At 59.7% G+C, this 18,821-nt stretch carries 23 protein-coding genes; 12 read left to right on the top strand and 11 right to left on the bottom strand.

Translation table 11 applies throughout. The features are described from left to right. Nucleotides 1-74: 74 nt before the first annotated feature. The 6 genes from ASG47_RS15235 to ASG47_RS15210 all read right to left on the bottom strand — a co-directional run bounded on the left by ASG47_RS15235 (nt 75) and on the right by ASG47_RS15210 (nt 4,492). Nucleotides 75-329 (bottom strand): hypothetical protein, encoded by a 255-nt coding sequence (locus ASG47_RS15235; RefSeq protein WP_061910509.1) that lies wholly within the window; start codon nt 327-329, stop codon nt 75-77. Then, a complete protein-coding gene (locus tag ASG47_RS15230) occupies nt 322-687 on the bottom strand; it encodes a LysE family translocator (RefSeq protein WP_156464126.1) in 366 nt (121 codons plus the stop codon). The genes ASG47_RS15235 and ASG47_RS15230 overlap by 8 nt, the downstream gene beginning before the upstream one ends. Then, nucleotides 684-2,225 carry a tryptophan halogenase family protein gene (locus tag ASG47_RS15225; protein ID WP_061910505.1) on the bottom strand — a complete coding sequence of 514 codons (1,542 nt, stop codon included), beginning with the start codon at nt 2,223-2,225 and terminating at the stop codon, nt 684-686. The genes ASG47_RS15230 and ASG47_RS15225 overlap by 4 nt, the downstream gene beginning before the upstream one ends. A 109-nt stretch (nt 2,226-2,334) precedes the next feature. Beyond that, a complete protein-coding gene (locus ASG47_RS15220; RefSeq protein ID WP_061910503.1) occupies nt 2,335-2,628 on the bottom strand; it encodes a type II toxin-antitoxin system RelE/ParE family toxin in 294 nt (97 codons plus the stop codon). Beyond that, nucleotides 2,616-2,888, bottom strand: coding sequence for a CopG family ribbon-helix-helix protein (locus ASG47_RS15215; protein WP_061910820.1), 273 nt, complete (start codon nt 2,886-2,888; stop codon nt 2,616-2,618). Before ASG47_RS15215 ends, ASG47_RS15220 begins: the two co-directional genes overlap by 13 nt. 149 nt (nt 2,889-3,037) lie before the next feature. After that, on the bottom strand, nt 3,038-4,492 hold the full coding sequence (locus ASG47_RS15210) for an alpha-glucosidase/alpha-galactosidase (RefSeq protein ID WP_061910501.1): 1,455 nt from the start codon (nt 4,490-4,492) through the stop codon (nt 3,038-3,040). A gap of 90 nt (nt 4,493-4,582) precedes the next feature. On the opposite strand from ASG47_RS15210, the gene ASG47_RS15205 reads away from it, so the two are divergent. The 10 genes from ASG47_RS15205 to ASG47_RS15160 all read left to right on the top strand — a co-directional run bounded on the left by ASG47_RS15205 (nt 4,583) and on the right by ASG47_RS15160 (nt 13,583). Beyond that, complete coding sequence (locus ASG47_RS15205) at nt 4,583-5,464, top strand: AraC family transcriptional regulator (protein WP_061910499.1); 882 nt, start codon at nt 4,583-4,585, stop codon at nt 5,462-5,464. Between the two features lie 138 nt (nt 5,465-5,602). After that, nucleotides 5,603-6,079, top strand: coding sequence for a molybdopterin-dependent oxidoreductase (locus ASG47_RS15200; protein WP_061910496.1), 477 nt, complete (start codon nt 5,603-5,605; stop codon nt 6,077-6,079). A gap of 50 nt (nt 6,080-6,129) precedes the next feature. Then, nucleotides 6,130-8,427: a putative bifunctional diguanylate cyclase/phosphodiesterase gene (locus tag ASG47_RS15195; protein WP_061910494.1), complete on the top strand. Its 2,298-nt coding sequence runs from the start codon at nt 6,130-6,132 to the stop codon at nt 8,425-8,427. 71 nt (nt 8,428-8,498) lie between these two features. Next, the gene (locus ASG47_RS15190; protein WP_061910492.1) at nt 8,499-8,972 is read left to right on the top strand and encodes a MaoC family dehydratase; all 474 of its coding nucleotides are present in this window, start codon (nt 8,499-8,501) and stop codon (nt 8,970-8,972) included. Further along, complete coding sequence (locus tag ASG47_RS15185) at nt 8,969-9,526, top strand: MaoC family dehydratase (RefSeq protein WP_061910490.1); 558 nt, start codon at nt 8,969-8,971, stop codon at nt 9,524-9,526. The genes ASG47_RS15190 and ASG47_RS15185 overlap by 4 nt, the downstream gene beginning before the upstream one ends. 31 nt (nt 9,527-9,557) lie before the next feature. After that, the gene (locus ASG47_RS15180) at nt 9,558-9,902 is read left to right on the top strand and encodes a hypothetical protein (protein WP_061910488.1); all 345 of its coding nucleotides are present in this window, start codon (nt 9,558-9,560) and stop codon (nt 9,900-9,902) included. Nucleotides 9,903-10,031: 129 nt separating this feature from the next. Continuing rightward, nucleotides 10,032-10,898 carry a hypothetical protein gene (locus tag ASG47_RS15175; RefSeq protein ID WP_061910486.1) on the top strand — a complete coding sequence of 289 codons (867 nt, stop codon included), beginning with the start codon at nt 10,032-10,034 and terminating at the stop codon, nt 10,896-10,898. Nucleotides 10,899-11,052: 154 nt separating this feature from the next. Next, nucleotides 11,053-12,072: a TerC family protein gene (locus ASG47_RS15170; protein ID WP_061910484.1), complete on the top strand. Its 1,020-nt coding sequence runs from the start codon at nt 11,053-11,055 to the stop codon at nt 12,070-12,072. A gap of 645 nt (nt 12,073-12,717) precedes the next feature. After that, nucleotides 12,718-13,119, top strand: a complete 402-nt coding sequence (locus ASG47_RS15165; RefSeq protein ID WP_061910482.1) for a VOC family protein — start codon at nt 12,718-12,720, stop codon at nt 13,117-13,119. A 65-nt stretch (nt 13,120-13,184) separates the two neighbouring features. Then, on the top strand, nt 13,185-13,583 hold the full coding sequence (locus ASG47_RS15160) for a GFA family protein (RefSeq protein ID WP_061910480.1): 399 nt from the start codon (nt 13,185-13,187) through the stop codon (nt 13,581-13,583). Nucleotides 13,584-13,639: 56 nt separating this feature from the next. On the opposite strand, the gene ASG47_RS15155 is transcribed toward ASG47_RS15160, so the two are convergent. The 5 genes from ASG47_RS15155 to petA all read right to left on the bottom strand — a co-directional run bounded on the left by ASG47_RS15155 (nt 13,640) and on the right by petA (nt 17,256). Next, nucleotides 13,640-14,173: an adenine phosphoribosyltransferase gene (locus tag ASG47_RS15155; RefSeq protein WP_061910478.1), complete on the bottom strand. Its 534-nt coding sequence runs from the start codon at nt 14,171-14,173 to the stop codon at nt 13,640-13,642. Between the two features lie 26 nt (nt 14,174-14,199). Next, nucleotides 14,200-14,394: a hypothetical protein gene (locus ASG47_RS15150; RefSeq protein WP_061910476.1), complete on the bottom strand. Its 195-nt coding sequence runs from the start codon at nt 14,392-14,394 to the stop codon at nt 14,200-14,202. Between the two features lie 155 nt (nt 14,395-14,549). Continuing rightward, on the bottom strand, nt 14,550-15,422 hold the full coding sequence (locus ASG47_RS15145) for a cytochrome c1 (RefSeq protein WP_320408926.1): 873 nt from the start codon (nt 15,420-15,422) through the stop codon (nt 14,550-14,552). Between the two features lie 14 nt (nt 15,423-15,436). After that, nucleotides 15,437-16,690: a cytochrome b gene (locus ASG47_RS15140; protein ID WP_061910474.1), complete on the bottom strand. Its 1,254-nt coding sequence runs from the start codon at nt 16,688-16,690 to the stop codon at nt 15,437-15,439. Nucleotides 16,691-16,704: 14 nt separating this feature from the next. Then, entirely contained in the window at nt 16,705-17,256 is a 552-nt protein-coding gene (gene petA, locus ASG47_RS15135; RefSeq protein ID WP_082461317.1) for a ubiquinol-cytochrome c reductase iron-sulfur subunit, read from the bottom strand. A 208-nt stretch (nt 17,257-17,464) separates the two neighbouring features. Between petA and ASG47_RS15130 the strand changes: the two genes are divergently transcribed. Both ASG47_RS15130 and hemF read left to right on the top strand, forming a co-directional pair. Then, a complete protein-coding gene (locus ASG47_RS15130; RefSeq protein ID WP_061910816.1) occupies nt 17,465-17,929 on the top strand; it encodes a tRNA (cytidine(34)-2'-O)-methyltransferase in 465 nt (154 codons plus the stop codon). 18 nt (nt 17,930-17,947) lie between these two features. Then, a complete protein-coding gene (gene hemF, locus ASG47_RS15125) occupies nt 17,948-18,820 on the top strand; it encodes an oxygen-dependent coproporphyrinogen oxidase (RefSeq protein ID WP_061910470.1) in 873 nt (290 codons plus the stop codon). The last annotated feature ends 1 nt before the right edge of the window (nt 18,821 follow it).

Raw genomic sequence — 18,821 nt, 5'->3', positions numbered from 1 at the left:
CCGCGGGGAGAAGGTGGCCCAAAGGGCCGGATGAGGGGGATGCTAGTGGCTGGCGCGATACCTACGTTCTCTGCTCAGCCTAGAGACTGAAGCGTCTGCACCGCCAACACCGTCCCGAACACCGCCAGCGCAACCGCAGTAATCTGCTCCACCCGCGCCGAGGTCAGCGATCCCGCCGCGCCGCGTTGCGCCAATTTCCCCAGCGACATCCACCCAATCGCCGTACCAATGACGACCGCCGCAAACACGACGCCATAAGGCAGCCGCTCGACAAACCCAACACTCGGAAAAATCGCAAAAGCAAACACTAGCCCCTTGGGGTTAAGCAAACACTAGCCCCTTGGGGTTAAGCAACGTCGTCACAAAAACGCGCCCCAGCGTAATCCCACGCTGCCCCAAATCCGCCTGCCCCGCATTCCGCCAGAGCTTCCACGCCGACCAATAGAGAAACGCCACGGCCACCAGCTTTGCGACCACCGCCAGCATCGGCTCTCGCGCTGCGACCGCGCCCACAATCTCGATCCAAACCGTGATCGCAATCGCGTAACCGCCGAGCTCCCCAACCAGCAAATGCAGCGACTGCCGCACCCCCCGTTGCGCCCCGCTTGCCGCCATCAGCGTATTGGTTGGCCCCGGCACGGCCAGCAATCCCAGCACGGCCGGGACAAACCCCATCCAATCGCTCACGCCATGCCCTGCACGATATCCAAAAATTCCCGATGTCCCAGCGCCTGGTTCGCGGCCGCCCGATATTCCCTCACAAGGCCATCAAATGTCTGCTGCGCAAAGCGCCTGAGCTTTGGATCAGCCTCCATCTCCCTGCGCGCCAAGTTCTGGTCCAGGAGCCCCAGCCCATTCAGCACCGGATAATGCAGCTGCGTCTCGATATGCGGCAGGCCACCAAGATAGTTCGGAAAATCCCCATGCCGCGGCATCTGCTTTTGCCAGCGCGCCAGCCGCTCCTTAGTCTCGAGGTGGATGCGATTGGCCCGCACCTCGCGCCAAAACGGCGTATCGTCTCGCTCGGTCATGTAGTGCGTATTGACGAACGTCCGGAAATCATCGACCTGCCGTCCAACTCGCGCGTTATAATCGTCACGTGCCTTCTGCGAGATCTTTCCAGGCTCATCCATATAACGCTGCGCAAACAGCATCATCTGCACGATGGTCCCATGAATCGACGTCGATTCCAGCGGCTCCAAAAAACTCGAGCTCAGTCCAACGGCAACGCAGTTCCCGATCCACGCCTTTTCCAGCCGCCCGATCTGGAACCGAATATCGCTCCGCACCTCGATCTCGTGGCCCAGCACCCGCTCGACCTCTTCCTTGGCCTGTTCCGGCGTCGAAAACTCATCGGAATAAACATAGCCGCAGCCAAAGCGTGTACGCGTCGGGATCTGCCACATCCAGCCCGAACTCTGTGCCCAGGCGCGCGTGTAATTGGGAAGCTCCTCCCCCTCGTTCACATCGATCCAGAACGGCAGCGCCCGATTGACCGGCAGTTCATGCGCATAGCTCTTCCAAGGGGCATCGAGCGCCTTGACGATGATCTGCTTTCGGAAACCCGTCGCGTCGATAAAGAAGTCGCCCTCAAGCCGCGAATTGTCGTCCAGCACCAGCGCGGAAATATCCCCGCTCTCGCCATCTCGCTCGACCCCGGCCACCAGCGCATCGACCTTCTCGACACCTTTGGATTTGCTGGCGAAAAACTTCCCCACCAGCGCCTGATCGAAATGATAGGCGTGGTGAAATGGCCCCAGCGGGATCAGCGACCCGTCCGCCTTCAACGCATATGGCGCCTTCTTCTGCTCCAGCAGTGGCTGGAACATATGCATCTCCTGCACCGCCCTGCCCGCCGCCACCGCATAGACATTCAGATAATCCGAAGGCGACCCCGGCGGCGCCTGCACCACCTGATGCGGATCATCGATCGGCCCGTAATAGGTGTAGCCCTTCCGTCGCCAGTCCTCATGCTTAATCCCAAGCTTGAAGCTCGCATCGGTCTTGCGGAAGAATTCAAACTCATCGATCCCAAAGTGCTTGAGGAGAACACGAAACGCCGCCGTCGTCGCCTCCCCTACCCCAACCGTCGGGATACGCGAACTCTCGACCACAGAAATCCTGAAATCCAACCCGCGCCGCCGCGCCTCATCCTGAATGATGAACGCCGCGATCCACCCGGCCGTCCCCCCGCCCACAACCACAAAATGCGCTGGCTTTGCCATGTGTTAGTTCTCCCCAGGGAGAAGCTATTTGCCCGAGGAGGCGGCGGCAAGTTGATCTTTGAAATCCGGACCAAGTGCGGGAAAAGTCGACGTCGGCGCAGGCAGAGAATTATCTCGCGGATTCTTCCAACTGATGCCTGATGGTTTGCACCACAACAATGTCCTCGACGACATCATGCTCGTAACGTGCTACATAGCCAGCATTGGCAAAGGGAATGACTAGTTCCCGACTAGGCCCGTCCCCAACAAGACGTCCAATATCTGGCGCTACCTGCAGTACATCGAGATGGAAGAGTATCGTTTTGCTCGCCCTTGACGCTGCTGGCGCGTTCTTGTCCATCAGGAATACGCGCAACCGGCGAAGATCGTTGAGCGCCCGGTCTGAATAGATCACCTGTGGCACTGAGGCGGATCCAGTTCGTCGTCAGTACCCCAGCTTTCCAGCCACTTAGTGACTTCCGCATGAGTGACGTGTAGGCCCGTCTTGCGATAATGCTCCATGGCCTCTTGGGAAGCCTGATCAAGATTCTGCTGAGCTTCTTCTTTTTCCACGTAGGTCCGAATAGCTTCGCGCATTACCCAGTGTGCCGAACGCTGCTTGCTGTCGGCCACAGTTTGCACGCGTTCACGCATGTCGTCGTCGAGCTTGACTGAAACCGCCATGGCGACCTCCGGTAGTACCTTTCGATACCATACACCCGTCAGGGCCTTGAGCAAACGCTGAAAAATACGTACACACCCTCAATGAAAATGGCCCCAGCTTTCGCCGGGGCCAAAATGACGCTTGGGAGGTCGCGTCAAACTTGAAAAGCCTAGTGGTGTGCGCCGCTCATTTCGCGGAGTTCTTCCACCGAGCGAACCTTCTTGCGTGCAGCACCTTCCCAGTCGCGCGTCTTGACCGTCGACTTGGCCACGCGCTCCTGGGCCGCCGGCACGGCGTCGGCATATTGCGGCAGCCACTTGGCTTGAGCGACCACCATCTCGTCGACCATGGCCCAAACTTCGTCCGGCGTGCAGATCGCCCCGACCAGTGGGTCGTGCAATACGGCAAGCTTGAGCGTATCGAGATTGCCCGTCATCGCAGCCTCGACCGAAAGACGCTGCACCGAAACCGAAACCGAGCACGTAGCGGCGCAAGCCGTCGGCAGGGTAATGCCCTCGATCATGTTGATCCCGAAGCGGTCGACATAGCCCGGGCTTTCGATGATCGCATCATCGGGCAGGTTGGTGATGATGCCATTGTTGCGGCGGTTGAAATGCCCGCGATAGGGCCGCCCGGTTTCCAGCGCTTCGATGATGTAGCTTGCGTGTTCGCTGGTCCGCTTGTGTTCGGAAAGCGGCTTGTTCGCCTGCTCCTTGAACATCGGAAAATCGGTCTCGAACCAGTTCCGGCGCTCGGTCGAATAGCGCAGATAACCGCCCGTCTCGCCATGAATCCAGTCGCTCATGTCGATCCAGCGATTGATCTCGTCCGGACGCTTCCGGTACCAGGGCAGGTATTCGGAAAGGTGCCCGTTCGACTCGGTCGAATAGACGCCAAACCGCTTCAGCACGTCGATGCGCACCTTTTCGGTCTTGGAATAGATCGGGTGCTTCTCAAAGCCCGCGATCAGCTCTTCCTTTTCGATCTTCCGGCCCTTTGCGCGAATGTCGATATACCAGGTCTGGTGATTGATGCCGGAGCAGACATAGTCGAGCTCGTCATCCCTCACCCCCAGCACTTCGGCAATCTGGTGTGCGCCATGCTGCACGCCATGGCAGAGACCCACCACATTGACGCCGCCATAAAGGTCAGCCGCCCAGGTGTTCATCGCCATGGGGTTGGCATAGTTAAGGAACAGTGCGCCCGGCTCGGCGACTTCGCGGATATCCTTGCAGAAGTCGAGGATCACAGGAATGTTGCGCTGGCCATAGAGAATGCCACCGGCACAAATGGTATCGCCCACGCACTGGTCGACGCCATATTTCAGCGGAATGGAAATGTCGGTCGCAAAAGCCTCAAGTCCGCCGACGCGCACGCAACTCATGATATAGCGCGCGCCAGCCAGCGCTTCGCGACGATCGGTGGTCGCCGTCACCTTGGCCGGCAGTTTGTTCACCGACACGATCGTCTCGATGATCTGCTTGACCATATCGAGGTTGTGCGGATTGAGGTCGGTCAGCGCAAATTCGCAACCGACAAATTCCGGCACCTTCAGCAAGTCCGAAATCAGCGTTTTGGTAAAGCCGACCGACCCAGCGCCGATCACAGCAACCTTGAATGACATATTTCCTCCCGTGCACCGCTCAACGGTAACGTAATGTTACCAATAGCTAGCTGCTGCGCACCCATTGGTGTAGAGAAAGCTTGTGCCATCATGGGTAATTTTGTGCTCTCCCAGCTTCTCGACCACGGCCACGATATTCGCTCGCTCAATCTGCCACGCAGTGCCGCGCCGCTGCATTGCATGAGTGTCAGCGCTGGTTACGAGCAGCGACGTAACGAGGTCTATTCCTGGGATGGCACCAAGCGCGGCACCGCCCCTTTCCTCGTCCTGCAGCACACGACCCTGGGCGAAGGCCGCCTTGACTATGCGGGCACACGCCACCGGCTAACCCCCGGAAAAATCATGATAATCACCATCCCCCACGCGCACCGTTATTGGCTCGAGCGCGGCGGTGAGTGGGAATATTTCTGGCTACTGCTCAATGGCCGCGAAGCCCTACGCCTCGCCCGCGAGATCATCGAGAGTGCCGGCCCAGTCCTCGAACCCGCAACAGCGCAAGTCGACCGGCTAGCTGCCGCCTGTCTCGACGTCCTCGAAATGACCGACCCGTCACCCGGCCTCGCGTCAAACGCCGCCTATGCCGCCATGACCAGTCTCCATGACACCGTTTTCGGTAGTAGGCCGCCGGCGGAAAAGTCTTTACCCTCAAGCGTTTCGCGCGTTCTCTCTCACATCGAAACCCACATTGCGGCCCCTCTCCCCATCGAGCGCCTCGCGGCAATAGCCGAGCTCAGCCGCGCCCATTTCGTCCGCATGTTCAGTGCCGAAGTGGGCCTCGCACCCTCCGATTACGTCCTCGAAAAACGCCTCGAACGCGTCGAGCGCCTCCTCCTCGCGACCGAAATGTCAGTCGCCGAAATTGCTGTTGCAACTGGCTTTTCGGACGGCAATTATCTCGCTAAAGTACTGCGACGCCGCCGCGGTCTTGCACCGCTGGAATTCAGGGCGGCCGGCCGCCAGGCAAGTCTTTAGACCGCTCCCTGGTGGAAGTTGCGCATAAATACGATAGACACGGATCACCGCCCGTTAAGCCTGTAGTGATGAAGTTGTGGACCTTAACGGGTCTTAAGAACTCCCATTGCAATCTGGGGATGACAGAGGAACTCTTCCATGACTCTATTTCGTCTTCTTGCAGCATTCGGACTTGCCGCTTTCGCGGCCGCAGCCACGCCCTCCATGGCCCAGGACCTGCCCACCCTCACCGTGGTTAGCCCAGCAGGCACAGTCACTTACGACCGCAACGAGCTTGAGGCCATGGGCCTCGTATCCGTCAAAACGAAGACCCCCTGGAATGAGGGCGTGGTCGATTTTGAAGGCGTACCGATCGCGAAAATCCTTGAAGCCGCCAAGGCGGAAGGCACCACCGCGACGGTCGTTGCGCTCAATGATTACAGCGTCGATATCCCGACCTCGGATTTCACAGATTTCGGCACGATTCTCGCTGTTAAACGCAATGGCGACTATATGCCTGTCGACGATCAGGGCCCATTCTTCGTCATCTATCCATTTGATTCGGATGCCAAATTGCAGGGACAACCCTATTACGGGCGCGCAGTTTGGCAGGTTAAGGAGATCGACGTCGAATAGGCAGAACGCCGTCTGACGCGACATTACACCATGGGATAAAGTCGCTCACCATGCGCTTCCTTCGCATAGCGCTGACCGTTGTGATCCTGGGCTTTTTTGCCTCGGCGATCTACATTTCCGCGCTATTTTTCCAGCGGCAGGCTGCGCTCGAAAGCGTTGGCCTGAACAATGTCACCTGGACCATTGCCCAGGTGCCAAGCGAATTCGCACGCCTCCAGCAACGCGTCAGCGCCTATGGCATGGGCGACCCTGCAATCACCGAAGCCGAGGTGAAGCTCCGCTTCGACATCGTCGTTAACCGCATCAAGACTTTGCGCGATGTCGCCGTTCAGGAACTGATCCGCACAGACGATCGAGCCGCGAAAATCCTTGCCGATCTGAGCACGGCCATCGAGACGGTGCGGCCGCTGATCACGACGATCTCGGCACCTGACGCGCCTGCGCAAATCTCCACCATCCTAGAGCCGGTTTATCCCAAGCTGGTTCGTCTATCGACCGACGCCAACGTCTGGAACATCGATCGCATCGAGGCGGCACGCGCTGAGCTTTTCACCCTGCAGCAGGCTCTTGCATACGTTGCTCTGGGCATGTTCGTTTGCGGTTGCGCTCTGATTGCGCTTTTGCTGGTCCACAATGGCTTGTTGGGCCGCGCTCAGAAAGTACTTGAGCAAAGCGAGAGCAGTCTGGCGCTACAAAACGCGCGCTTCGACGCTGCGCTCGATGCCATGTCCCTCGGCCTCTGCCTCATCGATGGGCAAGAGCGCGTCATCGTCTGCAACCCGCAATTTCTCAGCCTATTCGGCCTGACCGAGGCGGAAGCCGCGCCTGGAATGGCCCTCCGCAACCTCATCGATTCCGATCTGCTGACAGACGCGGTCCATGAGCCCGGCGCCGCTGCCCGCGGCGACATTGCGCTTCTCAACGACCACACGCACCACCTGCCCAATGGCACGGTGCTGGTGGTCTCCCGTGAGCCGACCTCCGAAGGCGGTTGGGTCTGCACCTTTGAGGATGTCACTGAGCGCCATCGCGCACAAAACCGCATCTTCCATATGGCGCACCATGACAATCTGACGGGCATGCCAAACCGCCTGCTGTTCTGGGAGAACATCACCCAGGCGGTGCACGCCCTCTCCAAGAACCAGAAGCACTTCGCTGTGCTCTATCTCGATCTCGACCGCTTCAAGGAAGTCAACGATACCCTGGGTCACCCGGTCGGCGACGTGCTGCTGCGCCAGGTGGCTGAACGCCTGCGCCACGCGGCCTCAGAGCGCGACATCGTCGCCCGGCTCGGCGGCGACGAGTTCGCCGTGCTGCACTATTGCGAGAACAGCACGACTGAGAGCACCGAAACGCTGGCGCATGCGATCATTGCGAGCATCGGCCAGCCATATCACGTCGATCAGAATGAGATCATCATCAGCACCAGCGTCGGTATCGCGTTAGCGCCCAAGGACGGTGTCGAGACCGACCATTTGATGAAGAATGCCGATCTCGCGCTCTATAGTGCCAAGAGCGAAGGCAAGAGCACTTATCGCTTCTTCTCGTCCAAGATGGATGAGGACATGCAATACCGGCGCCAGCTCGAAACCGATCTGCGGCGCAGTATCAAGCTTGGCCAGTTCCAGCTCTATTATCAGCCGCTGATCAGGCTCGACACCGGCCGCATCGTTGCCGGCGAAGCCCTAATGCGCTGGCGCCATCCCGACCATGGCATGATCTCGCCCGCTCAGTTCATCCCGCTCGCCGAGGAAACCGGCGCCATCGAAGTCCTTGGCGAATGGGCGCTCCATCAGGCCTGCCAGGACGCGCTGAACTGGCCTGAGCATGTTCGCGTTTCGGTCAATCTCTCGCCGGTCCAGTTCCGGCGCCCTGGCCTCATCGACATCGTCAAAGCTGTCCTTGCCACCAGCGAACTCGATGCGCGGCGGCTCGAACTCGAAATCACCGAGTCCGTCCTGCTCCAAAACAACGCCGTCAATCTTGAAGCGCTGCACCAGCTTCGCGCCCTCGGCCTCACCATAGCGCTCGACGATTTCGGCACGGGCTATTCGTCGCTAAGCTATCTGCAGCGCTTCCCCTTCGACAAACTCAAGATCGATCAGAGCTTCGTACGCGATCTCGAAAATCGCCCCGACAGCCTCTCGATCGTTCAGTCGATCGCGACCCTCGGGCGCAATCTTCGTATGCGCACCACGGCCGAAGGCGTCGAAACGCTCGCCCAACTCGAAACCATCACCGCCGCAGGCTGCACCGAGGCGCAGGGATATTACTTCGGCAAACCCATGCCGGAAGCCGAGTTCCGCAGCCTTCTAACCGAAGATATGCGCGTCAAGGCAGACGCCTGAACGGCGACTGCTGCACCCTTGCCCAGACGCCAGCGTCATGCGAAAAGCCGGTTGACGTATAGGGAAAGACGATGACCAATCCTGTCACGCGCGACCGGCGGCATTTTGAAGACCTGACCGTTGGCGAGATTATCACCCTTGGCCATGTGACCGTGACCAAGCAGATGATTTTCGATTTCGCTCACGAGTTCGATCCCCTGCCCTTCCACATCGATGAAAAGGCCGCCAAGGCAAGTCTATTGGGTGGTTTGGCCTCGAGCGGCTGGCAGACCGGTGCCCTCAGCCTGCGCATGCTGGTGGATAGTTTTCTGGGCAACGTTGCCTCGGCCGGCGGGCTGGGATTTGAAAATCTCAAATGGAAGAACCCCTTCATGGTTGGGGACACCATCGGCGGTACAGTCACCATTGCCGAATTGCGCCGCTCCACCAGCCATCCGCAATGGGGCATCGTCACGCTCGATTTCGATATCCGCAATCAGAAGGACAAGCCGGTAATGACCATGCGCTTGGCCAATCTGGTGGAATGCCGCGAGGCCCTCGCATGACGCGTTGGTTCGAAGATATCGTCATCGACGAAGTGTTTCCGCTCGGCAGCCACACCTTTTCCGAAGAAGAAATCATCCGCTTCGCCAAACTCTACGACCCTCAATATTTCCACGTTGATCCAGACCAGGCGCGCCATAGCCACTTCGGCGGTCTCGTCGCGAGCGGCTGGCACACCGTCAGCGTCGGCCACCGCAAGATGGTCGATGCTCTGTTTGATGAGGCCGAGCGCTTGCGCGGACTGGGTCAGGAGCCCGGTGTTTCAGGCCCGTCGCCCGGCGTCAATTCCATGGAATTCAAAGTGCCCGTGCGCCCCGGCGACACGGTCACCTATGAATTGATCGTGACTGACAAGAGACCATCCAATTCGCTTCTGGGTTGGGGCCTCCTCTTCAATCGGTTGACCGCCCGGAACCAGCGCGACGAGATAGTTTATCGCGCTGAGATCGTTGGTTTTTCGAAGCTCCGGGATTACCGCATGCCAATGAAGATGAAAGTGTTGCTGGCACTCACCAGCTTGCCCATCATCGGACCCAGATTGCGGCGCAGCACTTGAATATGGCTTAGGCCATCGGCACTCTCACCGCATGCGCCGATTCGCCCTTGCCCTATTGCTGTTCCTCGCCCTGTCCGTGCCATCGATGGCGCAGATCTACCAAGGCAATTGGAGTTGCCGCGACGCATCGACCAATCGCGTCGGCATCCTGACCATCTATGGCAGCGTCTATGGCTGGGCCTCGCGCACCGCCGGCGACCCCAATTCCGGAACCGGGACACTGACGCCCTACGAAGACGGCGCCGGTCTCAATGATGGCAATCTCCGCGGCAATGCCGGCATCCAGACAGCCCGCACCGTCAATGACCCGGTCAACGGCGTTGCGGTTCAGCTCGAAACGGCTGATGCCATTGTGATGCTCTGCACGCCGCGCTGAGCGCCGGCTGTTCCTTGCCAAGATTTCATCTGCCGGTAGCCATCCTGTCAGGCGCTGGCGGGTAGTTGATTTGCAGATCAAGGCATAGACCTTGACTGTTTCAATGGCCCCACGGACAGGATCCCGCAGATGCTTCATGACCACGACGACCACGATCTAGGCTTCCGGCACGATCTTCCGCGCCTTGTCAGCCGCCGAAGCCTGCTGGCCCTCTTTGGTGGCGTCGGCGCCGTCGCGCTTACCGGTCTTCCCGCCTCCGCTTTGGAATGCATCGCCCTGCCATGGGAAACGGCCGGCCCCTACCCCGCCGATGGCTCCAATGTCCGCAGCGGCCAGGTGGTCAATGCCCTGACGCAAGAGGGCGTCATCCGCACTGATCTGCGCCCATCGTTCGGCACGTTGACGCCCGTTGCCGAAGGCGTCCAGCTCGATCTTGAGCTGACCTTGGTCAATGCCGACGGCTGCACGCCGCTCGCCAATCACGCCATCTACATCTGGCACTGCGATACGACCGGCCTCTATTCGCTCTACGACACACCCGATGCCAACTATCTTCGCGGCGTGGGCATTTCCGATGCCGAAGGCAAGGTGCGATTTACGACGATCTTCCCCGGTTGCTATGACGGGCGCTGGCCACATATCCACTTCGAAGTCTTTGAAAATGCGGAGAAAGCCGTTTCCGGCGATGCTTCTCTTCTCACCGCCCAAATCGCCTTGCCGCACGACATCTCGGCTGACGTCTATGCAGCCGACAGCCGCTACAGCAACGGCACCAGCAACCTCGGTCGCATCACCATCGCGACGGATATGGTGTTTCGGGATAATTCCGAAGCGGAAGTCGCCCAGCAGACGCTCGCGATCACGGGTAGCCCGACTGGTCCGCTCGCTGGAACGGTGACGATTCCAGTCGACCTCACCGCGACCAGAAGCACGTCTGGCGGCAGGCCGGCGGGTGCACCGCCGAGCGGCAATCCGCCGCCCATGCCCGGAAATTAAGGCGTTCAGCGCATTTACAGGCCCCCTCACAAGGGGGCTTGAACTTTTCTACGGTTTGAGCATTTTAGAGGGGCAGCGCCGGGCCCCTCTGGTCATGGTCCCCCATGACGATGTCGGAGCTGCTCCAACTTTCACATGGAGAAGGTCCGGCGAAATGGAGTCGCTTCTTGCCGCCCTGACGGGCGAGTTCCTCGGTACACCCATCTATTTCTGGGTTGCCTTTATCACTATCGTTATAGCTCTGCTTGTTTTCGACCTCGGCATCCTGCACAAGGACGAGCACGAGATCGAAGCCAAGGAGAGCCTGCTGCTCTATGGCTTTTACGTTGCAATTGCCCTCGCCTTCGGCGGCTGGGTATGGTGGCAGCGCGGCGCGACCGCGGGCCTCGAATTCTACACCGGCTACCTGCTCGAACAGAGCCTGGCGATGGACAACATGTTCGTCATCGCCACGATCTTCGGCTTCCTCGGCATCCCCCGTCTCTATCAGCACCGCGTGCTGTTCTGGGGCATTCTGGGCGTCATTCTCTTCCGCGCCGTGCTCATCGGTGTCGGTGCCGCGCTCGTCAATCAGTTCAGCTGGATTTTGCTCGGCTTCGGTGCCTTTCTGGTGTTCACCGGCATCCGCATGTTCAAGCATCAGGACGAAGAGCCGAACCTGGAAGAGAACAAGGTCTACCAGTTCATCTCCAAGCGCTTCCGCGTCACCAAGAAGCTGCATGGCCGTAATTTCACGGTCAAAGAGCCTGATCCCAAGACCGGAAAGATCGTCACCTTCCTGACGCCGCTCGCCGTGGCCCTGATCATGGTCGAAGTCGTCGATCTGATCTTCGCCGTCGACTCGGTTCCGGCTGTGTTTGCAGTCACCCAGGATACGTTTATCGTCTATACCTCGAACATCTTCGCGATCCTCGGCCTGCGTTCGCTCTACTTTGCCCTTGCGGCCGCGATGAACCGCTTCCGTTACCTGCAGACCTCGCTTGCCATCATCCTCGTGTTGGTCGGCATCAAGATCTCGCTCGTGCCGTTCCACATCCATATCGACACGCTGCTGTCCCTCACGGTCACCATCGCGATCCTGGCCGGCGGCATCCTGTTCTCGCTGTGGAAGACCCGCAACGAGCCTAATGTCAGCGCCCAGGAAGACCCCACCCAGGGTCAGCTCGAGCCCTGATCTAAAGCGTCGACAATCAAATCAGGACGGCCCAGTTGACCCGGGCCGTTTTCTTTTTGTAGGCTACGTTCCGCAACTGCCCAGGAGGCCCCGTCCAGAAATGAACATCTGAACCCGCACACCGGACGCTACTGACCGCTCTTGGCGCCCTCGCATCGAGGTCCCGCCGGTCATGTTTGCGCGTGTTGCGACGGATGATTTTTGGACGGCTTTGGTCTTCCCCTAACCCCAACTTTCCGCGCTGACGGCGTCGTCACTTCAGTTCACTTGCGTGTGGTCTTCTGCACGCTTTGCACGTCTTCAACTGCCTTTGGCTTTCGCCGAGGCGGACAGGATCACTCATGCCTAAAAACCAATTCCAGCGCCCGCAGCCGATAAATCACACCCACAATGTGCCGCGGCATAGCCAACAGCAGCCCCGGCCACCACAGCGCCCGAGCAGCGAACAGACGCCGCCAACCCGGCTGCCCTCACTTGGGCAATTGCTGCACACCGATAAACGCCACTAACCAATCAAGCCCGGCGCTTCAGCGCCGGGCTCCACTACAGCCACAACCGTTCAGCAGCAGGGCCAAACACCCGCGCTCTAAACTTGCCGCATTTGCTGTCTAACTCGAAGAGGACAACGACAAAGGATAAACGCAAATGGGTGTGATCCACGAGATCGTCTTCGATTGCGACAAGCCCGCCGTTCTGGCTCAGTTCTGGGCTAAAATTCTCGATGGCTATGACGTTCGTGCTTATGACGAAGACGAAATTGCGCGCCTCGCCGCTCTTGGCCTGACGCCCGAGACTGACACGACTGTCATGATTGATGGCCCCGGTCCGTCGATCTGCTTCCAGAATGTCGATGGCCGCGTCTTCGACAACAATCGCGTCCATCTCGACATTGAAGTTACTGATCGCGGCGTCGAAGTCGAGCGCCTCAAGGAAGCAGGCGCCACGGTCGATCGCGTCCTCCCCACCTATACGGTCATGCGCGATCCCGAAGGCAACCAGTTCTGTCTCGTCGACCCACGCGTCGTTCTACAGGCGGCTGCAGCTTAGGACGGTACTGACAAAGGCTGTCAGCGTCCGTGCCTAAGGTCTCCTCACCCTAGAGGAGATCCATCATGTCGCTGACCGCGTCTTGCCATTGTGGCGCCACCCGCATCACCCTGCCCCGCATGCCGACCGAGGCGAAGACCTGCAATTGCAGCTTCTGCCAGCGAACCGGTGCGGTATGGGCCTATTTCGAGGAGGGCGAACTCGGTTTCGATCAACTCAATGGCGACACGACCTATTCGGCCAGTGGCGGCATGAACCAGCACCACTTCTGCAGCCATTGCGGCATTCAGACCTGGGGTAGCTCTCCCGATTGGGCCTCGGCATACAATGCTGACGGCACTCCCAAGGGCGAACCCGGCGTCGTCCCCGAACGCCGCACCTATGCCATCAATCTCAACACGATCGATGAGCTTGATTGGTCCAAGGTCAGGGTCGAAAAGATGGATGGCCGCAGCAACTGGTAGGCCAAGCAAAAAAATCCCCGCTTTTGCGGGGATTGTTCTGCGCAGTCTAGTTGGCCTTAGTGCCCGTCAAAGGCCATCAGCGAGCTAACCGCAACCTTCTCGGCCTGCAGTTTCGCCGCCCCGCCCAGTGCCGGCAGATCGATGACGAAGGCAGCGTTGTCGCAGGTGGCGCCGGTTCGACGGATCAGGCTGACGGCCGCAATTGCCGTCCCGCCCGTCGCGATCAGGTCGTCGACGATAAGCACCTTATGGCCGGCATGAAGCACGTCGGCATGGATCTCGATCGTGTCGACACCATATTCGAGCGCATAATTCTGGCCGATGGTGGTGCCCGGCAGCTTGCCACGCTTGCGGACGGGCACAAAGCCGACGCCGAGGGCGATAGCCACCCCTGCCCCGAAGATGAAGCCACGGGCTTCAATACCGGCAACATGGGTGAATCCCATGCCGCGATGGGCCGCCGCGATCTGCTCGACGCTTTCCTTAAAACCTTCCGGATGCTCGATCAGCGTCGTGATGTCACGGAACAGGATACCCGGCTTGGGATAGTCCGGAATAGTCCGGACGAGCGACTTGAGGTCGATCGACATGGAAGGCCTTCAAAGAGAGAATGGGCTCAGGGGGTGCGGCGGCCGGAAATATGGCGTGCAATGACGCCTGCATTATAGGCGGCCGAGCGCGTCGCGCTGATCGCAGCATCGCGCGCCTTCGGATTATTCGCCACGGCGTGGATGCCGGCGCGAACAACGGGATGGCGGCTGATGGTCATGGCGGCGGACACGACGGTGACAGCCAGGCGAATGGCGGACAAGGCAACCTCCTCCAAAGAACCGATACGGTTCCATATTGCGGCTGACGGCGGGAATGACAAGACCCTTGCGCCGATGTGAGAGAAAAAGCTGCGCCATCGCCTCAAAAAGAAAGGGCTCCCGGAGGAGCCCTTGATCGCTGACTGCGGCGTCGAACTTAGTGCTCGATACCAGCCCAGATCTTGCGCTTCGTGCCATACATAAGGCCGGCAAACAGCACGAGGAAGATCAGCACCGCAAAGCCCGTCTGCTTGCGCGACACGAGGTGCGGTTCCGCAACCCACATCATGAAAGCGGCAACGTCGGTCGAGTACTGCTCGAGCGTCTCGGGAACGGCAGTGCCATTCTCGGCTTCGGCATAGTCGACAACACCATCGGCGAGCGGCGGAGCCATGCCGATAGCGTGGCCGGGGAAGTAGTCGTTGTAATGCTTGCCTTCAGGCAGCTGGAACGGCGTACCGTCGCTGCTGTGCGGCGCATCTTCCGGCACTTCCTCGTGGTAGCCATTGAGCAGCGCGTGGATGTAATCCGGGCCGCCTTCCTGGTACGCGGTGAAGTAGTTGAAGATCCAGGTCGGGAACGGATCCTTGACACCGCGGGCCTTGGCAAGCACCGAGAAGTCTGGCGGCAGTGCGCCACCGTTTGCGTCGCGGGCTTCCTGATCGCTGGCGAAAGGCGAAGGCCAACGGTCAGCCGGCACCGCAGGACGGCGACCGCCATCAGCGGTCGCATCGTTCACTTCATATTCAAGCGCCAGAGCACGGACCTGAGCTTCGGAAAATTCCGGGCCGCCCTCATCCATCAGGTTACGGAAAGCGAGGAGGTGCGCACTGTGGCAGCTTGAGCAGACTTCCCGGAAAACCTGGAAGCCGCGCTGGAGCTGATTGGTGTCATAGGTGCCGAAGATACCGCCAAAGGACCAGGCCTGACGTTCCGGATGCGGGCCTGCTTCTGCTGCCTGGGCAACAGGAGCCATGGCAAGACCGGCGACGAGCGCGGCAGCGGCAATGATGAGCTTATGCATGTTCATGTTACCGGCCCCGATCACGCGTGTGCCTTGTTTCCGAGAACGCTCTCGGAAATGCTGGTTGGCAGCGGCTTTGGCGTCTCGATCCGCGAGAGCACCGGCAGAATGACCAGGAAATAGAGGAAATAGAAGGCGGTGCAGACCTTGGCGAGCGTGGTATAGGGCTCCGCGGCTTCTTGCGCACCGAGATACATCAGCGCGATGAAGTTGATCACGAAGAGACCGTAGAACCAACGGAACATCGGACGGAACACACCCGAGCGCACCTTCGAGGTGTCGAGCCACGGCACGACGAGAAGGCAGGCCATCGCACCACCCATGGCGATCACGCCGCCAAGCTTGGAGTCGATGAAGAGGATGTTGAAGTCGATGGCGCGGAGGATCGTGTAGAACGGCAAGAGATACCATTCCGGAACGATGTGGGACGGCGTCACCTGGCTGTTGGCCATGATGTAGTTGTCGGGGTGGCCGAGGATATCGGGCGCAAAGAACACGAACCACGCGAACGGGATCATGAACAGCACCATCCCAAACAGATCCTTCATCGTGTAGTACGGATGGAAAGGAACGGTATCGCGGCTATCCTTGACGTCGACGCCGATCGGGTTGTTGTTGCCCGGAACGTGCAGCGCCCAGATGTGGAGCGCAACAACGGCTGCGATGATGAATGGCAGCAGATAGTGCAGCGAGAAGAAGCGGTTCAGCGTCGGATTGCCCACGGCAAACCCGCCGAGAACGAGCTGCTTGATGCTGTCGCCGACGAGTGGAATGGCCGAGAAGATGTTCGAGATAACTGTCGCACCCCAGAACGACATCTGGCCCCAGGGCAGGATGTAGCCCATGAACGCGGTCGCGGTGGTGAGCAGGAAGATCACGACGCCGAGGATCCAGAGGATTTCGCGCGGCGCCTTGTAGGAGCCGTAGAAAAGACCGCGGAACATATGGATGTAAAGCGCGACGAAGAACATCGAAGCGCCAACGGCGTGGGTGGCCTGGATGACGCGGCCGCCGCTGATATCGCGACGGATATGCTCGACCGAGTCGAAGGCCAGCGCCACATTTGGCACATAATGCATGGCAAGGATGATGCCGGTGACGATTTGCACGCCAAGGCACATCACGAGAATGGCGCCGAACGTCCACCAGTAGTTGAGGTTCTTCGGCGTCGGGAAGTCCATAAGATGTTCTTTGGCGAAACGCACCACCGGCAGGCGGTCGTCCAGCCACTTCTCAACGGCAGTTCCCGGAACGTAAGTCGAATGTTCTGACATCGGAAATGCCCCCACTAACCGATCTGGACCAGCGTATCGCTGAGGAATTCATAAGGCGGCACCACCAGATTCTTGGGCGCGGGCCCGCGACGGATACGGCCGGCAGAGTCGTAGTGCGAACCATGGCATGGGCAGAACCAGCCATCGAAATCACCGGACTGACCCACAGGGATACAGCCCAGATGCGTGCAGTTGGCGATCATGATCAGCCACTGTTCGTGGCCCGGCTTGGTGCGGGCCTCATCGGTTTCCGGATCCTTGAGGTCGGCCATCGGAACGGCCTTGGCCTCTTCGATTTCCTTGGGCGTGCGGTGACGCACGAAAACCGGCAGGCCGCGCCATGTGATCGTGACCGACTGGCCCTCTTCGATCGGCGCGATATTGTACTGAATGCTGGCGAGCGCCAGCGTCGATGCGTCGGGATTGAGCTGATTGATCAGCGGCCATACCACCGCGGCAGCACCGACGGCGCCGACTGCGCCGGTGGCGATATAAAGAAAATCCCGCCGGTTTGTGGATGAGTGTTCTGCTTGCGTGGACAAGTCCGTTTCCCCGTACGAATGCATAAATGACGGAGCCGGCACCAGCCTACGACTACATAAGCAGAATCGATAGCCGGCCGCCCTCAAGCGGTCCGTCAGTTGCGGTTCTTTTTGCACTCTCGGCTGGCCTTGTCCAGTGTGCGCCCGATGACAGTTTGCCTTCGCGCAACTATATCTCTGCGCCAGACATGTTCACTGGACCCGGCGACGACCGGGAATGATGCCCTTGCCCATCGATCTCGCGCTCTATCAGCCTGATATCCCTCAAAATACGGGGACGCTTATCCGGCTGGGCGCCTGCATGGGCATCACCGTCCACATTATCCACCCGGCAGGCTTTCCGATCACGCCCAAGGGCCTTGCCCGTGCGGGCCTCGATTACATCGAGCACGCTACCGTGCGCGAGCACGACAGCTTCGCCCAGTTCGAAGAGTGGCGCGCCGCCGAGGGCCGCAGATTGGTGCTTCTGACCACCAAGGCCAGTCAGTCTGCCTATGACGCGGCCTATCAGGACGGCGACGTTCTCCTCCTCGGGCGCGAAAGCGCCGGCGTCCCTGATTCTGTCGCCGAGCGTGCTGATGTCCGCGTCCGCATTCCCATGCGTCCCGGCTTGCGCTCGATCAATGTCGCCCTAGCGGGAAGCATGATCATAGGGGAGGCCATGAGACAGATTGGCCGCTTTACAGAGCTGAGTTAAAGGTCCATTTCCCCCGCCATGACCCTTCCTGCCGATATAGAAACCAAGAAAACCGCCGCCTCCGCCTGGTTCCGGAGTCTTCGCGACCAGATCTGCCAGTCGCTCGAAGATCTCGAAAGCGCGGTTAGTGGCCCCAACGCTGAAATGGCACCTGGGCGCTTTGAACGTACGCCTTGGGATCGCGCGGCTGGTGGCGGCGGCGAAATGTCGATGCTTCATGGTCGCGTCTTCGAAAAGGCCGGCGTCCATATCTCCACAGTGCACGGCAATTTCTCCGAGGATTTCGCCAAGCAAATGCCCGGCACCGAAGCCGGCACCGGCTTCTGGAGCTCCGGCATTTCGCTGATCATCCACCCCTGGAACCCCCACGTTCCGGCGGTGCACATGAACACGCGCATGATCGTCACTGGAAAGCAGTGGTGGGGCGGCGGAGCCGACCTGACTCCCGTGCTCGACCGTCGGCGGACGCAGGACGATCCCGACACGATCGACTTTCACGCCGCCATGCGCGCAGCCTGTGAGGCCGCTCCAGGCGCGGATTACGACCGCTTCAAAGCCTGGTGCGACGAATATTTCTACCTGCCCCACCGCAAGGAACACCGCGGCGTCGGCGGCATCTTCTATGACCAGTTCAACTCCGGAGATTGGGACGCCGACTTCGCCTTCACGCGCTCCGTTGGCGAGGCGTTCCGTACCATTTACCCAGAGCTCGTCCGCCGCAACTTCGAAACACCTTGGACCGAGGCCGATCGCGACGAACAGCTTGTGCGCCGCGGCCGCTATGTCGAGTTCAACCTGCTCTACGATCGCGGCACGACCTTTGGTCTCAAGACCGGCGGCAATGTGAATTCGATTCTCTCCTCCATGCCGCCCGCGGTGAAGTGGCCCTGAC

The organism is Devosia sp. Leaf420 (assembly GCF_001425445.1).
In the GTDB taxonomy this organism is placed as follows: Bacteria; Pseudomonadota; Alphaproteobacteria; order Rhizobiales; family Devosiaceae; genus Devosia.
The sequence above is the reverse complement of the archived record's forward strand: the minus strand, read 5'-3'. Positions and strand labels throughout refer to the sequence as shown.

Excerpts from the sequence above, each read along its gene's own strand:
- ASG47_RS15180 (WP_061910488.1), top strand. The coding sequence starts at position 9,558 with ATGCGCCGATTCGCCCTTGCCCTATTGCTGTTCCTCGCCCTGTCCGTG.
- ASG47_RS15140 (WP_061910474.1), bottom strand. The coding sequence starts at position 16,690 with ATGTCAGAACATTCGACTTACGTTCCGGGAACTGCCGTTGAGAAGTGG.
- petA (WP_082461317.1), bottom strand. The coding sequence starts at position 17,256 with ATGCATTCGTACGGGGAAACGGACTTGTCCACGCAAGCAGAACACTCA.
- ASG47_RS15175 (WP_061910486.1), top strand. The coding sequence starts at position 10,032 with ATGCTTCATGACCACGACGACCACGATCTAGGCTTCCGGCACGATCTT.
- ASG47_RS15225 (WP_061910505.1), bottom strand. The coding sequence starts at position 2,225 with ATGGCAAAGCCAGCGCATTTTGTGGTTGTGGGCGGGGGGACGGCCGGG.
- ASG47_RS15215 (WP_061910820.1), bottom strand. The coding sequence starts at position 2,888 with ATGGCGGTTTCAGTCAAGCTCGACGACGACATGCGTGAACGCGTGCAA.
- ASG47_RS15145 (WP_320408926.1), bottom strand. The coding sequence starts at position 15,422 with ATGAACATGCATAAGCTCATCATTGCCGCTGCCGCGCTCGTCGCCGGT.
- ASG47_RS15200 (WP_061910496.1), top strand. The coding sequence starts at position 5,603 with ATGACTCTATTTCGTCTTCTTGCAGCATTCGGACTTGCCGCTTTCGCG.
- ASG47_RS15185 (WP_061910490.1), top strand. The coding sequence starts at position 8,969 with ATGACGCGTTGGTTCGAAGATATCGTCATCGACGAAGTGTTTCCGCTC.
- ASG47_RS15210 (WP_061910501.1), bottom strand. The coding sequence starts at position 4,492 with ATGTCATTCAAGGTTGCTGTGATCGGCGCTGGGTCGGTCGGCTTTACC.
- ASG47_RS15195 (WP_061910494.1), top strand. The coding sequence starts at position 6,130 with ATGCGCTTCCTTCGCATAGCGCTGACCGTTGTGATCCTGGGCTTTTTT.
- ASG47_RS15155 (WP_061910478.1), bottom strand. The coding sequence starts at position 14,173 with ATGTCGATCGACCTCAAGTCGCTCGTCCGGACTATTCCGGACTATCCC.
- hemF (WP_061910470.1), top strand. The coding sequence starts at position 17,948 with ATGACCCTTCCTGCCGATATAGAAACCAAGAAAACCGCCGCCTCCGCC.
- ASG47_RS15190 (WP_061910492.1), top strand. The coding sequence starts at position 8,499 with ATGACCAATCCTGTCACGCGCGACCGGCGGCATTTTGAAGACCTGACC.
- ASG47_RS15160 (WP_061910480.1), top strand. The coding sequence starts at position 13,185 with ATGTCGCTGACCGCGTCTTGCCATTGTGGCGCCACCCGCATCACCCTG.
- ASG47_RS15165 (WP_061910482.1), top strand. The coding sequence starts at position 12,718 with ATGGGTGTGATCCACGAGATCGTCTTCGATTGCGACAAGCCCGCCGTT.
- ASG47_RS15205 (WP_061910499.1), top strand. The coding sequence starts at position 4,583 with ATGGGTAATTTTGTGCTCTCCCAGCTTCTCGACCACGGCCACGATATT.
- ASG47_RS15170 (WP_061910484.1), top strand. The coding sequence starts at position 11,053 with ATGGAGTCGCTTCTTGCCGCCCTGACGGGCGAGTTCCTCGGTACACCC.